The 14698-nt window shown below is 33.2% G+C and carries 12 protein-coding genes; 5 read left to right on the top strand and 7 right to left on the bottom strand.

Annotated features, from left to right (window positions below; translation table 11 throughout):
- Positions 1-32 precede the first annotated feature (32 nt).
- The 5 genes from purE to DM444_RS06670 all read right to left on the bottom strand — a co-directional run bounded on the left by purE (position 33) and on the right by DM444_RS06670 (position 6168).
- Positions 33-515: a 5-(carboxyamino)imidazole ribonucleotide mutase gene (gene purE / locus DM444_RS06650; RefSeq protein ID WP_111285019.1), complete on the bottom strand. Its 483-nt coding sequence runs from the start codon at positions 513-515 to the stop codon at positions 33-35.
- A gap of 117 nt (positions 516-632) precedes the next feature.
- Complete coding sequence (locus DM444_RS06655; RefSeq protein ID WP_111285020.1) at positions 633-1784, bottom strand: 5-(carboxyamino)imidazole ribonucleotide synthase; 1152 nt, start codon at positions 1782-1784, stop codon at positions 633-635.
- A 214-nt stretch (positions 1785-1998) separates the two neighbouring features.
- A complete protein-coding gene (locus DM444_RS06660) occupies positions 1999-2550 on the bottom strand; it encodes a hypothetical protein (protein WP_111285021.1) in 552 nt (183 codons plus the stop codon).
- Positions 2551-2573: 23 nt separating this feature from the next.
- Positions 2574-4676 carry a TonB-dependent receptor gene (locus DM444_RS06665; protein WP_111285022.1) on the bottom strand — a complete coding sequence of 701 codons (2103 nt, stop codon included), beginning with the start codon at positions 4674-4676 and terminating at the stop codon, positions 2574-2576.
- A 208-nt stretch (positions 4677-4884) separates the two neighbouring features.
- Complete coding sequence (locus tag DM444_RS06670) at positions 4885-6168, bottom strand: PQQ-dependent sugar dehydrogenase (protein WP_111285023.1); 1284 nt, start codon at positions 6166-6168, stop codon at positions 4885-4887.
- Positions 6169-6353: 185 nt separating this feature from the next.
- Between DM444_RS06670 and hpt the strand changes: the two genes are divergently transcribed.
- The 4 genes from hpt to obgE all read left to right on the top strand — a co-directional run bounded on the left by hpt (position 6354) and on the right by obgE (position 10141).
- Positions 6354-6884 carry a hypoxanthine phosphoribosyltransferase gene (hpt, locus tag DM444_RS06675; protein WP_111285024.1) on the top strand — a complete coding sequence of 177 codons (531 nt, stop codon included), beginning with the start codon at positions 6354-6356 and terminating at the stop codon, positions 6882-6884.
- 66 nt (positions 6885-6950) lie between these two features.
- A complete protein-coding gene (locus DM444_RS06680) occupies positions 6951-7523 on the top strand; it encodes an adenylate kinase (RefSeq protein WP_111285025.1) in 573 nt (190 codons plus the stop codon).
- 200 nt (positions 7524-7723) lie between these two features.
- On the top strand, positions 7724-8998 hold the full coding sequence (locus tag DM444_RS06685; RefSeq protein WP_111285026.1) for a hemolysin family protein: 1275 nt from the start codon (positions 7724-7726) through the stop codon (positions 8996-8998).
- Between the two features lie 141 nt (positions 8999-9139).
- Positions 9140-10141 (top strand): GTPase ObgE, encoded by a 1002-nt coding sequence (gene obgE, locus DM444_RS06690; protein WP_111285027.1) that lies wholly within the window; start codon positions 9140-9142, stop codon positions 10139-10141.
- 92 nt (positions 10142-10233) lie between these two features.
- Here the strand turns inward: obgE and DM444_RS06695 are convergent, their stop codons facing one another.
- Entirely contained in the window at positions 10234-11298 is a 1065-nt protein-coding gene (locus DM444_RS06695; RefSeq protein WP_111285028.1) for a hypothetical protein, read from the bottom strand.
- Positions 11291-12325, bottom strand: coding sequence for a hypothetical protein (locus DM444_RS06700; RefSeq protein ID WP_111285029.1), 1035 nt, complete (start codon positions 12323-12325; stop codon positions 11291-11293). The genes DM444_RS06695 and DM444_RS06700 overlap by 8 nt, the downstream gene beginning before the upstream one ends.
- A 223-nt stretch (positions 12326-12548) precedes the next feature.
- On the opposite strand from DM444_RS06700, the gene DM444_RS06705 reads away from it, so the two are divergent.
- Positions 12549-14693, top strand: a complete 2145-nt coding sequence (locus tag DM444_RS06705; protein WP_111285030.1) for a S46 family peptidase — start codon at positions 12549-12551, stop codon at positions 14691-14693.
- Positions 14694-14698 lie beyond the last annotated feature (5 nt).

Raw genomic sequence — 14698 nt, forward strand, 5'->3', positions numbered from 1 at the left:
TTTTGACTGAGACTGAAAACTGAGACTGAATACTATTTTAAGCTTTCAGCCGCTTTATTAACCGCAGCTTTCAATTCTTCTTTATAAGAAATAATAGTATCTAAAACTTTTTTGTCGTGGCTTCCGATGATTTGTGCTGCTAAGATCCCAGCATTTTTTGCTCCGTTTAAGGCGACAGTAGCAACAGGAACGCCGCCTGGCATTTGCAAAATTGATAAAACAGAATCCCAGCCATCAATAGAATTACTAGATTTTACAGGAACTCCAATTACTGGAAGTGGAGACATAGAAGCTACCATTCCAGGTAAATGTGCTGCACCGCCTGCACCAGCAATAATTACTGAAATTCCGCGAGTATGTGCATTTTTACTGAAATCGAATAATTTCTCTGGCGTTCTGTGTGCCGAAACGATATCTACTTCAACTTCTACATTAAATTGTTTTAATATGTCGATTGCATCCTGCATAACTGGCATGTCTGAGATGCTTCCCATTATAATAGCTACTTTGCTCATGAGTGTTTTTGTTTGTTTTGTTTCAGGTTTCAGGTTTCAAGTTTGTTGAGACTGAAAGCTGTTTATTTTGTTTTAAGTTGTGAACTGTTAGTGCAAACTGCGACTGAATACTAAAAATTACTGACCACTGATCACTTTAATAGTTTCCTTAACTTCCTGTGCAATTCTTCTGGCTTCGGACATGTTCTCGTTTACGATGGTTACGTGCCCCATCTTTCTGAACGGGCGTGTTTGTTTTTTACCGTAAATATGTGGCGTAACACCGTCCCATCCTAAAATGGTTTCGATGTTTTCATACACTACATTTCCAGAATGACCTTCAGCACCAACTAAATTTACCATAATTCCGGCAACTTTGCTGTCTGTGTTTCCTAACGGAAGATCTAAAATAGCGCGTAAATGATTTTCGAATTGTGATGTATAACTTGCTTCGATTGAATAATGACCAGAATTGTGTGGGCGAGGAGCAACTTCGTTTACCAAAATTTCATCGTCTTGAGTTTGGAACATTTCAACTGCTAAAAGTCCAACATGATTAAAATTCTCTGAAACTTGTAAAGCAACAGCTCTTGCTTTTTCAGCTACTTTATCATCGATTCTTGCTGGACAGATTACATATTCAACTTGATTCGCTTCTGGGTGAAATTCCATTTCTACAACCGGATAGGTTTTCATTTCGCCCGATGGATTTCTGACCACAATTACCGCCAATTCATTTTTGAACGGAACCATAGTTTCTGCAATACATTCTACATTTGGCAACGTATCTAAATCTGAAATTTGGCGAACTATTTTTACACCATTTCCATCATAACCAAATTCAGTGCATTTCCATACAAACGGTAATTGTAAATCGCTGATTTTAGATTTTAGTTGATCTAAATTTTCAAATCTTTGAAATGGTGCAGTTGGGATATTATTTTTGGCGTAAAAATCTTTTTGAGTTCCTTTATTCTGAATTCCTTTTAAGGTTTTTGGAGATGGATATACTTTTAGGCCTTCGTTTTCTAATTGCGTTAAAGCTTCAAGGTTTACCAATTCGATTTCGAAAGTCAAAACATCGACTTGTTTCCCGAAGTTGTAGACCGTTTCATAATCCATTAAATCACCTTGAAAGAATTTATTGCAGGCAATTTTACTTGGCGCTTCGTCGCTTGGATCCAGAACGTAAGTTTGTATATCAAATTTTCTGGTGTCGAACAAAAGCATTTTACCTAATTGTCCGCCACCTAATATTCCTAATTTAAAATCAGAAGAAAAATAATTCATTTTGTGTTGTGTTTTTGCAAAGATACTTTTTAATCTTTTTTTAGCCAAAATTTAGTTTTTTTCGCCACGAATTCACGAATTATATTTTTTTAATTTTTGCCACAGATTAAAAGGATTAAAATGATTTTCTACTTTTTGTTAGCCACGAATTCACGAATTTTTATAAAATCTATGCGAAAAAATAATTCGTGAATTCGTGGCTATAAACAAAAAGTTATTTTATTTTCTTCAAAACTTCTTTAGCAACGGCTTTGTAGGCTGCCGAATGGTTTCCGAAATCTTTATCAATTATCACTTTTAGTTCGGGATGAATCCAGTCGTAATAATTTCCTAGAATATATAAAGTTCTGATCGAATAAGCTTTTGTAGCGACTTTGGTGTCATTGATTAGCCAATCAAAAGAAGCTTCGATGCAATCTTGAAGATTTTTTTCAGAAAGCTGAATTCCGTTTTCATTTTTCTTATAATGCGATTTTACCAAAAGCTGTGTCACTTTTGCAATGGGACGCATGGAACTTTCATCTTTTAAAATTTTAAGATTCAAACAGAAAAAATCAAGATGAGGCTGAAGCCAAAGCAATTCTTCGTACGAAACAAATTCTAAAATCCAGCAGGCTTTATGATTATTTTTGTCTTCGGGCGAAAAGCAAATCGAAACCAATTCACTAAAAAGCGAGGGGTTTTCTAGAACATCTTGCGCAGCTTTTAGACGGTTTTCTCTATATGCATTTACGTAATCCAATTTTTTTTGCAATTCAGACGGCATCGTTTTTGGTATTTAATACAATGCTAAAATAAGTAATTTAATGAGATAATTCCGTAATAATTTATCGGTAAGCCTGGATAATAAAATCTTGGTTGCGCATTTCCAACTCCTGTTGCATTGGTTAAAATCATTGAAGCATATTTTTCATTTGTCACATTATTTATTCCTGCGTCTAAATGAGTCGTTAGACCTGATAAAATCTCAAATTGATAACCTGTTTTTAAATTTAATAAAGAATAAGAATCTGAAAAATCTGCATTTGAATCGTTCATTGGAATTTTATCTGTGAACTGAAAATCGGCTGAAAAATAAAATCCTGAATTTGTGTTTAAAATAAAACCTGCGCTTGCTGTATTGGCGGGAACTCCAGTTAATTTGTTTCCAGAATAATCATTTCCATTATCGACAAATTCTTTGAATTCATAATTCCCGACTGAGGTTCCGATATAGGAGTTTAAATTGAAAATCTTATTTATTGGCCAATTATGATTTAATGAAACTTCAATTCCTTCATGAAAAGTTTTTCCAGCATTTACACCTTCGTATTGATCTTCGCCGATTCTTTTTGCCACCAATAAATCTTTAATTTCCATTCGATAAATGGCAATTTGTGTGTAAAGTTTTTTATTGAAGAAATGAAATTTTCCGCCCAATTCAAAATTATAACCGGTTTCAGGTTTTATGTCTTGATTGATATTTCCTGATGAGGTTAAAGTTTCTTCAGTTGCAGGAAGAGAAAATCCACGGCTTACAGAAAAGTAAAAAGTCTGAATTTCATTCGGTTTAAATAGAAAAGAGAGCTGTGGCGAAAAAATGCCGTCATAACTATATTTTTCCTTCGGATTATTCGCGGAAGTGGGAAAATCATTTTGCAGTTCAAATTTGGTTTTGTTGTAATTTAATCCTGCCTGAATTTCAAATTGATCAGAAAGTAAAGTTCTGATTTGCGAAAAAATATTATAAAAATGCCTTTTCTGATTGGTTGCTGAAAGTTGATCGCCTTGTAAACTTCCGTTTCCGTTATTTTGCTGATAAAGATTTTGAAAAGTATTTCCGCTGTAATTGTCTCTGAAATATTCTATTCCACCAATAAACTGATTTTTGATTTTTCCAATTTTAAAATCTCCCGAAAACTGTGTTCGTACGCCCGAAGCAAAAGTATATTGACGTAAAATATCAAAAGGTCGCGGTTCGTTGCTGTCTTTATAATTGATGAAAACTGAAGTCGAATTGTTGAGGTGATCATTTATTTTGAAATCGTAAGCCAATCCGCCTAAAGTCGATTTGTATTCTTTGAATCCTTTTGAAGAAACCCAAGTTGGCGCGCCTGCTTGCGGATTATTTTCGAAAGTGGTTTTGTTTATTGAACTCGGAATATAAGCTTTTAAATAAGTATAATTGGAAAAGTAAGTCAGCTTGCTGGTTTTCTTTCGTAATAATTCTCCCGAAAGCGTAATTCCTTCGCGATTGTAAGTGCTGTTTTCGCGCCATCCGTCTGTCTTTAAATTATGATAACTTAGATTTAGAGAAGAACTTTTTTCATTTAAATCAAAACTTATTCTATTTTTTAATAATCCAAAAGAACCAAAAACGGAACTTATTTCAGTTTGATAATTGCCTTTTTTTAAAGTTTGAGGCGAAATTAAAATTGCTCCGCCCAAACCTGCACCGTAAATACTCGAAAGCGGTCCTTTTATAATTTCAATTTGATTGATATTTTGAAGGTCGATATCGTCAATTACGGTTTCGCTATTTCCAGAAGTTAGCGGAATGCTTCCATAAAAAGCTCTTATTTTATTGGTTCCGTATGGCGTTCTCGCTCCAATTCCGCGAATCGAAATTCGGGTTGTCGTAATATTTGACGACTGCATAAAAACGCCAGGAATCGTATTAATGACATTGCTAATATCTGTGGTATTATTTCGAAGTAATTCTTTTTCCGCTAAAATTCCAATAGAAGCGGGACTATTCTGTAAATCTCTATTAATATGAAGCGGACTAATTAAAACTTCATTTAGTTTTTGAGTTTTAGTAGAATCAATATTTTGGACTTCTTTTTCCTGTGCCAAACTATTTCTAGAAATAAAAAGAACAGAAAGAAGAAGAAAATATTTTTTAGAAATCATACAGATGAAATTATGACGTAAATAATTTTAACACATAGAAACATAGTATTGATTGAGGCAAAAAAGGCGTTTCACTTATTTAAATTCACATAGCGAACTATGCGAAAAAACGAGATTTCTTTAATAACATCTTTTAAACAAAAATCTATGTCTCTATGTGTTTAAAATCTTTTTGTAGATTGGAATTTGTTAGTTAAAAATTGGAATTTTATTTATTTGCTGTCACTTTCCAAATTGTATTTCCGCTATCATCATTTACCAAAAGCGATCCGTCATTCATAACCGTTACAGCAACTGGACGTCCGTAAACTTCTGCTTTTTCATTGTCAGAAATAAAGCCAGTTAAAAAATCTTCTGGTTTTCCTGAAGGTTTTCCATCTTTAAAAGGAACAAACAACACTTTATAACCTGAAATTTTAGAACGGTTCCAAGAACCATGTTGTCCAACAAATGCTCCGTTTTTATATTTCGCAGGAAAAGCATCTTTAGTATAAAAAGCCAATCCTAAAGAAGCGGTGTGAGCACCAACTGGAACATCGGGAACAATTGCTTTTTTTATCAAATCTTTTCGTTCACCTTTCTCTTTCCATCTTGGATCAGGAATACTTCCAAAATACGAATAAGGCCATCCGTAAAAACCGCCTCTTTTTACACTCGTAATATAATCTGGGACCAAATCATCACCAAGTTCATCTCTTTCATTTACCGCAGTCCAAAGTTCTTTTTTATTGGCAGGATTCCAATCCATTCCCATTGGATTTCTAAGTCCCTCAGCATAGATTTTTTCGCCAGTTCCATCAGGGTTGATTTCTAAAATTGCAGCTCGACGAATTTCTTTATCCATTCCGTTTTCTCCAACATTACTTCCTGAACCAACACCAATATAAATTTTTGTTCCTTCAGGATTGGCAAGCAAACTTCTTGTCCAGTGATTGTTGTATCCGCCAGCTGGCAGTTCAACAATTTTAGTTCCTTGAGTTTCTAATTTTAATGGTGCGTTTTTATAAGGATAACGGTAAAGTCCGTCAGTATTTGCAATGTAAAAAAAGTCTTTTAAAATTAACATTCCTAAAGGTCTGTTTAAACCAGAAATAAAAACTTCACGAGTTTCATATTTTCCGTCTTTATCATTGTCACGCAAAACTATAATTTGGTTTTTGCTTGTTCTGGTTCCGCTTTCAACAACAAAAATATCATTGTTTGGACCTATATAACTCCAACGCGGATTCTCAAATCCGTCTGCAAATTTAGTTACAGTAAAACCTTCCGGTGCTTTTGGAGTTTTGCCAGCTGGCCAGCCAATCACTTTACTATTATTGGTTTTAGATTCTGTGGCATAGGGCGGAGGAAGAGTAATGTCTCCGATAGCCGTTTTTACAACATTTCCAGGCTGTTTCGCCAAAGCTTCTTTTTCTTCTTTTTTTACTTGCCCATTGCAGGCAGTCATTAAGGCTAATAACGGAATTGAAAATAAGGTTAAGGATTTTTTCATTGGTTTTTGGAGTTAAATAATTATAGTACAACAATTTACTTAAAATTCAGATAGTCTCAAAAAATAATTTGTAAACATTAACTGATATTTAACATTCAGAAAAAATATCGAGATACAGTCCATTTTGATAGAAGCAGTTAAGTTCTAATTCTTTATCTTTGTCCATTATTTTAAAAAGAAAAATAATGATACAACTTCACGATAAACAATTTGTTCCGTTTATTTCGGCTAAAGAAATTGATTTTGCTTTAACTAAAATAGTGGCTCAGGTAGAGGATGATTTTGGAGATGATACGCCAATTTTTATTGGAGTTTTGAATGGCGCTTTTATGGTAGTGTCAGATTTTTTGAAAAAATATAAAAAACCGTGCGAGGTTTCATTTATCAAAATGGCATCGTATGAAGGGACTGAAAGTACAAATTCGGTTAAAGAATTGATCGGAATTAATCAGGATCTTTCGGGAAGAACGGTAATTATTATTGAAGATATTATCGATACTGGAAACACAATTGAAGAATTAAAGCATTTGTTTAAAGCGCAAAATGTAAAGCATTTTAAGATTGCAACATTGTTCTTTAAGCCAGAAGCGTATAAAAAAGACATTAAAATAGATTATGTTGGAATCAGAATTCCGAATAAATTTATTGTAGGTTATGGTTTGGATTATGATGGTTTAGGCCGAAATCTGAATGAAGTTTACAAATTAGCAGAATAACAAAACACAACTAAATATTCATTTAAAGACTTCTGAAAGACAGGAGTAACAACACTCATTTCAATTATGATTAACATCGTTTTATTTGGAAAGCCTGGTGCAGGAAAAGGAACTCAGGCAGAATTTTTAAAAGAGAAATACAATTTAACGCACCTTTCAACTGGAGATATTTTTCGTTTCAATTTAAAAAATGATACTGAACTAGGAAAAAAAGCAAGAGTTTTTATGGACAATGGAGAACTAGTTCCTTGCGAAGTAACAACTGCAATGTTAATTGATGAGGTGAAAAAACATCCAGATACAGCAGGATTTTTGTTCGACGGTTATCCAAGAACAATTAATCAAGCTGAGGCTTTAGATAAATTTTTACCAACTATTGGATCAAGCGTTACAGCAACAATTGCTTTAGAAGCTGACGATGAGATTTTGGTAGCACGTTTATTAGAAAGAGGAAAAACAAGTGGAAGAGCTGATGATCAAGACGAAGAAAAAATTCGTGTAAGATATCAAGAATACAATGAGAAAACAGCTCCACTTATTGGATATTACAAAGAACAAAATAAGTTTTATGCCGTAGACGGTATAGGAACTATTGAACAAATTACAGAGCGATTAACGTCAGTTATAGATAATTTGTAGAAGCTTATTCCAGCTGTACGTTACATCCCGATAGTTATCGGGGCGCAAAGAACTATTTTTCTAACCATAAAACTAGCTTCTTAAGATATTTTAAGAATCACTGTTTTAGGGTTAGAAAAATTAGTTTTTTAAGTAACGTCTAAAAATCAAGATTGCAAATTATATTTAACAAGACTATTTTATAACGAATCCACTATCAATTGGAAATACTAATTATATTTTTTCTAATTCTATTAAACGGAGTTTTCTCCATGTCTGAAATCGCCTTGATTTCTGCCCGTAAAAACAGGCTCGAAACAGCTGCGAAAAAAGGCAATAAAAGTGCAAAAACTGCACTTGATTTAGCCAATTCCCCAAATAAGTTTTTATCTACAGTACAAATTGGAATTACCTTAATCGGAATTTTGACGGGTATTTATTCTGGTGACAAAATCACTGCCGATGTAGAACTTTTTGTCGCAGGTTTTGCAGTTCTAAAACCTTATGCACATTCAGTTGCAGTTGGAATTGTGGTTGTAGTTTTAACTTTTTTCTCATTGGTTTTAGGAGAATTGCTTCCAAAACGAATCGGATTAAATTATCCAGAGGCAATTGCTAAAATGGTTGCAATGCCAATGAAAGTGATTTCGATTATTACGGCGCCATTCATTTGGTTATTGACTTCTTCAACAGATTTTTTATTGAATGTTCTTCAAATAAAACCAACTGCTGATGGAAAAGTTACCGAAGAAGAAATTAAAGCCATCATTAAAGAAGGAACAGAAGTAGGAGAAGTTCAAGAAATTGAACAAGATATTGTGGAACGTGTTTTCCATATTGGAGACAGAAAAGTAAATTCTTTAATGACACACCGCAAGTCGGTTGATATGTTGCCATTAAAAGAAGATAAAGAAAAAATCAAAGAATTAGTAGTTCAGGATCTTCATGCAGTTTATCCTGTTTACAATGATAATTACGATGATATTGTTGGAGTCGTAACGCTGAAAAATATTTTTGCTAACATCGAAAGCGATAATTTTGATTTGGCTGCAATTATGTCTGATGCACCTTATTTGATGGAACAAACTACGGCTTATAAAGCATTAGAGAATTTCAAAAAAACAGGTGTTCATTATGCTTTAGTTTCAGATGAATATGGTGTTTTTCAAGGTATGATTACATTGAATGACATTTTAGAAGCTTTAGTTGGTGATGCATCAGAATTTTATAAAGACGAATTCCAATTAATTGAAAGAGAAGATGGCTCTTGGCTAGTTGACGGACATTATTCGCTACACGACTTCTTGACTTATTTCGAATTGGATGAGTTAACAAACGATTACGAAGTAAACACCGTAAGCGGAATGATCATGACTGAGCTTTCGCATATTCCAAAAGAAGGAGAAAAATTAGTTTGGCAGAAATTCGTTCTTGAAGTTATAGACATGGACGGTGTAAAGATTGATAAAGTGCTTGTCAAAGCATTGAAAGAATAAAAAAATAGTTTTCAGTCGCAGTTTTCAGTCGCAGTTTGTGCTGAAAATCTAGACTGGCACTGAAAAATAAATAAAATAGAATTTAGAAATAGAAGCTAGAGAAATCTAAAATCTGAAATCTAAAATCTGAAATTCAGAAAAATGACAGAAGGAAATTTTGTAGATTACGTTAAGATATATGTTTCTTCCGGAAAAGGAGGAAAAGGATCTACGCATTTACATAGAGAGAAATTTATTGAAAAAGGTGGTCCAGACGGAGGAGATGGAGGTCGCGGAGGACATGTATATTTAGTTGGGAATAAAGGACTTTGGACATTATTTCATTTAAAGTTTGCACGTCACATTAAAGCGGGTCACGGTGGAGATGGTGGTTCTGACAGAAGTACGGGGGCAGATGGAGAAGATAAAGTAATTGAAGTGCCACTAGGAACTGTTGTAAAAGACAAAGAAACTGGTGAAACACTTTTTGAAATTACAGAACACGGAGAAAAACAAATTCTTGCAAAAGGAGGAAAGGGAGGTTTAGGAAACTGGCATTTTAGAAGTTCTACAAACCAAACGCCTCGTTATGCACAGCCAGGTTTGCTTGGAATAGAAATGGATGTTATTCTAGAACTTAAAGTTTTGGCAGATGTTGGTTTAGTTGGTTTTCCTAATGCAGGAAAGTCTACTTTATTGTCTGTATTGACTTCTGCAAAACCAAAAATTGCTGATTATCCGTTTACGACTTTAAAACCAAATTTAGGAATCGTAGCTTACAGAGATTTTCAGTCTTTTGTAATTGCCGATATTCCTGGAATTATTGAAGGTGCTGCTGAAGGAAAAGGTCTTGGTCATTATTTCTTGCGTCATATTGAACGTAACTCAACGTTATTGTTTTTAGTTCCCGTTGATACTCCAGACATCAAAGCAGAATATGATATTTTGGTTAACGAATTAACGAAATACAATCCTGAAATGTTAGATAAAGAACGTCTTGTTGTTATTTCAAAATGCGATATGTTGGATGATGAACTAAAAGCAGAATTGAAAGCAGAGTTAGATGTTTCTTTCAAAGGAATCCCTTATATGTTTATCTCTTCTGTTGCACAACAGGGTTTAACAGATTTAAAAGATAAACTTTGGAAAATGCTTAACGAATAAAAAGATATTTTTTTAAATATAAAAAACCACTAACAATTCATCGTTAGTGGTTTTTGTTTTTAAATTGGAATGTTTTTGTATTCAAAAGCATACTAATTTTTGTAATATTCTATTTTCCTTTCTGCTACAGCATCTGGAATCGCATTTTTTTGATTGACATACATTTTACAAAGCGTCCAGTTATTTTTACTGTCAAAAGTGTAATCAAAAAGTATTGAAATAAGGATTTCTTCTCCCACCTCATTGTCATAAGACGTCATGGAACTTACATTACCAAAGCCATCGTATTTATAAACGACCTTATCACTATCAAATTCGTTGTGGGTATGTTCACTGTCGACGTGTTTTTCCATTTCGATTACTTTATTGTTCTCGATTTTGTAAATTTCTTCATATAAGAATTCTTTTCTTTTATAAACCGTCATTTTTGTGATTTGGCCTTGATCATTATAAGTGTAATTGACATTTAATGTATTGTCGTTAAAAATCTCTCGATCGTAGAATGTTTCTGTGCTGTGACTACTATATTGGTCAAGCGGAATAATAATCTGCTTTTTAACAACCTGTCCTTTAGGATTGTAGAAAAACAAAGTCCTACGGTCGAATTTTAAAGTATCCTCCTTTGGAAATTCATCGCTAGAATAATCATTAAAGTAGAGTTCTTCAGTGATCTTTTGATTTTCTGTTTTGTACTCATATTTCATCTCTTCTTTTGAATCGTCATATGTGTGTGTTCTGTTTGGATTCATTCCGAACAAAAAGTTGCATTGCGAAGCGATTTTTTGTTTGTTAAAAAAATCAACTGAATCAATTTGAAATTTAAAAACCTGACCTTTTTCAAATTCTTCATTTAAATTGGAAATTCTTTTATCAGAACGTTCAATAATCATTCCGTAGGTATTGAATTTTTTGTAATACAATTCACGATCATATTCGTCAGTAGCATAGTAATTATGCAGAACTGGATTGTATTTATAAAACAAATTCGAATTCCAGCGCTCGTCATTACTAACTTTCATAGCCGTTTTTACTGTTTTTACATTTCCTTTCAGACCAAATTTTTCCCAGTCATTCTTAAAAATATATTCAGAACCAACTTGTGAGAAACCGTAATTTATAAATAATAAAACTACGATTAGAGTTTTTATTTTATTCATAGTAAGTGATTTCTTTGGTTACTAAAGTCTCTTTTTTAATTGTTTTTTTTCCATTTTCAGAAATAGTTGTTGAAATGTTTAATTTGATCCAGTTTCCGGTTGCATCAAATTCGTATTTATAAACTCTGCTTTCTATATAATTATTTTTATTAGTAACGGTTCGCTGACTTATTAAGCCATTTTTAAGTAGAGCTGTATCCGTTTTGCCTTTTTCTGTATAAATTTGTTTTATTAAAATATTATTACTGTCGTAATTATACGTCGCTTTATATACTGGGTCTTTATAAAAGCAACTCTCTTCAATGAGATTGTCTTTTAGGTCGTATTTATAACTAAATGTAAGAGGTGTTTCTTTTGGTTCGATCAAAAAACTCAGCAACTCTCCGTATCTGCTTTCTTCTATAAGTCTGTTTTTAGCATCGTACTTGTAATAAGATCGCACCTTTGCTTTTTTCGGATCCTTTTTATTGTCATCTGATGAATATTCTATGGCCTCTATTTTATAGCCTGCTGTATTATATTTGTAAGAATAATAGTTGTTGGCCCCAAAATAAGTATCCTCATCTTTTTTGATTTCTTCCTGAGAGATTTTATCTTCTTTATCATTAAATTTTTTGATAAAATCCACTCCGATTGCACTTGTATAAAAAGATTTTTCAAGTTTTCCTTTGTTGTTATAAACCAGACTGTCTCCACCAATAGTGTCTATTGGGAAATAAACAGGAGGATGTAAGGTTATTTTTTTTGTCAATCTTCCCGATGCATTAAAAGTTTCGTACAAACCATAAATATTTGGATTAAGTAGTTTTTTAATGTTTTGCTGTTTTGGGGTGTTTTCGATTGTAAAGAAACAGGTTTTAATTGTTCTTACTTTTCCGTTTAAATTTCTTTCTTTTAATTGAGTTTTGGATTCAGGCTTCTCGATCAAAAATTCCTGAATTACTTGAGCATTCATATGAGCGCTTACAAGAAAAATGACAAATAAAATCAGTTTTTGAAAAGAACTGTGCTGTGGTTTTTTTATCATAGAATAAATATGATTTTTGGGTTGCGAGACTTTTTTGTTTTTTGGAAAGATAGAAAATTTCTTTTTTGTAATACAGATTTGAAACTCAATATTATTTTTTGATTATAGAATATTAAATTCGTAATAAAGAGTTAAAAAATCATTCTCATATTTAATTTTAGAATCGTTTAAGATGAAATAATTATCAAAATGGCTTATATTCGCATCACTTAAACAAAATAACATGAAAAAAGTAATTTTATTCTTGACCATGTCCCTTATGGCTTTCCCAATGAGAGCGGATGAAGGAATGTGGTTTTTGATGTTTATCGAAAGATTGAACCATAGAGATATGGAAAAAATGGGCTTGCAATTGACGGCTCAAGAAATTTACAGCATTAACAATCATAGTTTGAAAGATGCAATCGTCCAGTTTAATGGAGGTTGTACTGCTGAGATAGTTTCTAACAGCGGTTTGGTTCTTACTAATCACCACTGTGGTTATAGTGCGATTGCAGAACTTTCAACTGCAGAACAAAATCATTTGAAAGATGGTTTTTGGGCAAAAAGTCGTTCAGAAGAACTAAAGCCTAAATCTTTATATGTTCGTTTCTTCGTTCGTATGGACGATGTTTCGAAAAGAATTTTGTCAAAAGTAAATGATACAATGACAGAAACTGAAAGAAACAAAGTTATTCAACAAGAGATCGCTTTGATTGAAAAAGAAAATAGCGAAAATGGAAAATACACTGTTTCTGTTCGTCCTTTTTTTCAAGGAAATGAATATTACTATTTTGTTTACCAAGATTACACAGACGTTCGTTTAGTAGGAACTCCGCCTGAAAGCGTAGGTAAATTTGGTGGAGATACAGACAACTGGGAGTGGCCTCGTCAAACAGGAGATTTCTCTATGTTTAGAGTTTATGCAGATAAAGACGGAAATCCAGCAGCATATTCTAAAGACAATGTGCCGTTACAGCCAAAACACTATTTGCCAGTTAGTTTAAAAGGAGTAAAAGAAAATGATTTTGCAATGATCTTAGGTTATCCAGGAAGAACAAACCGTTGGATGCCTGCTGGAGGAATTGAGCAAAACATTAAATATGCTTATCCTGCTTGGGTTGAAGGTGCAAAAACCGGAATGGATGTAATGAAAAAGTATATGGATAAAGATGCAACTGTTCGTTTAGACTATGCTTCTAAATATGCTTCTACAGCAAACTACTGGAAAAACCGTCAAGGTATGATTGATGCTTTAACAAAAGCCGGAACTGTTGATACAAAAGCAGAACAAGAAGATAAATTCTACGAGTGGGCAAGCAAACCTGCAAACAAAGAAAAATACGAGAATGTAATTCCAACTATCAACGATTATTACAGAGAAACAAACTTAAAAGCGCGTCACGATAATTATTTGACACAACTTTTACGTACTTCTAGCTATGCAACTGCTCCAGCTAATATAGGAAATGCATTAATTGCTTATTACAAAGAAAACGATGCTAAAAAAGCAGAAATGCTTCCTAAGATCAATGCGATGATTGAAAACATTTATGGTGAATTTTATGCGCCATTAGAAAAAGATGTTTTAACAGCACAATTGAATTTATATGCTGAAAAAGCTGCTGAGTACGGACTTGCTCCTGAAATCGCAAAAATGAAAACGGCTAACAATGGTGACTTTACTGCAGATGTAGCAAAAGCTACTGAAATTAGTTATTTTACAACTAAAGAAAAAGTATTGGAATTTTTAGCTGATCCAAAGCCATTGGCAATTGTACACGATCCGTTGTATATTATTTCTAATGATTTATTGACAAAATACCGTTCTAAAACAGACGACCAAGCAAAAGCTGATGATGGTTTTGCAACGGCTTACCGTAAATTGGTTGAAGGTTTAAGAGAGTCTAAATTGAACGCAATTAAATATCCAGATGCAAACTCTACGTTGAGATTGACTTACGGAAAAGTTCGTGCTTTACCTGCAGATCCTCGCAACGATGCTAAAATCAATAACTATACTACAATGGAAAGTATGGTTAAAAAATACAAAGCAGGAGATCAAGAATTTGACTTGCCAGCTCGTTTATTAGAATTAAACAAGAAAAAAGATTATGGACAATATGCTGATAAAGCAGGATATATGCCAGTAAACTTCTTAACTGATAACGATATTACAGGAGGAAACTCTGGTTCGCCAGTTCTTAACGGAAAAGGAGAATTAATCGGAATTGCTTTTGATGGAAACATCGAAGCTATGGCTGGAGACGTTATTTTTGATCCTAAATTACAAAGAACTATCAACGTTGATATTCGTTATGTACTTTGGATTATCGACAAATACGCTGGAGCTAAAAACATTATCGACGAATTGACGATTACTAAATAATCTTC

Origin of the sequence: Flavobacterium ginsenosidimutans, assembly GCF_003254625.1 — a bacterium.
Classification (GTDB): Bacteria; Bacteroidota; Bacteroidia; order Flavobacteriales; family Flavobacteriaceae; genus Flavobacterium; species Flavobacterium ginsenosidimutans.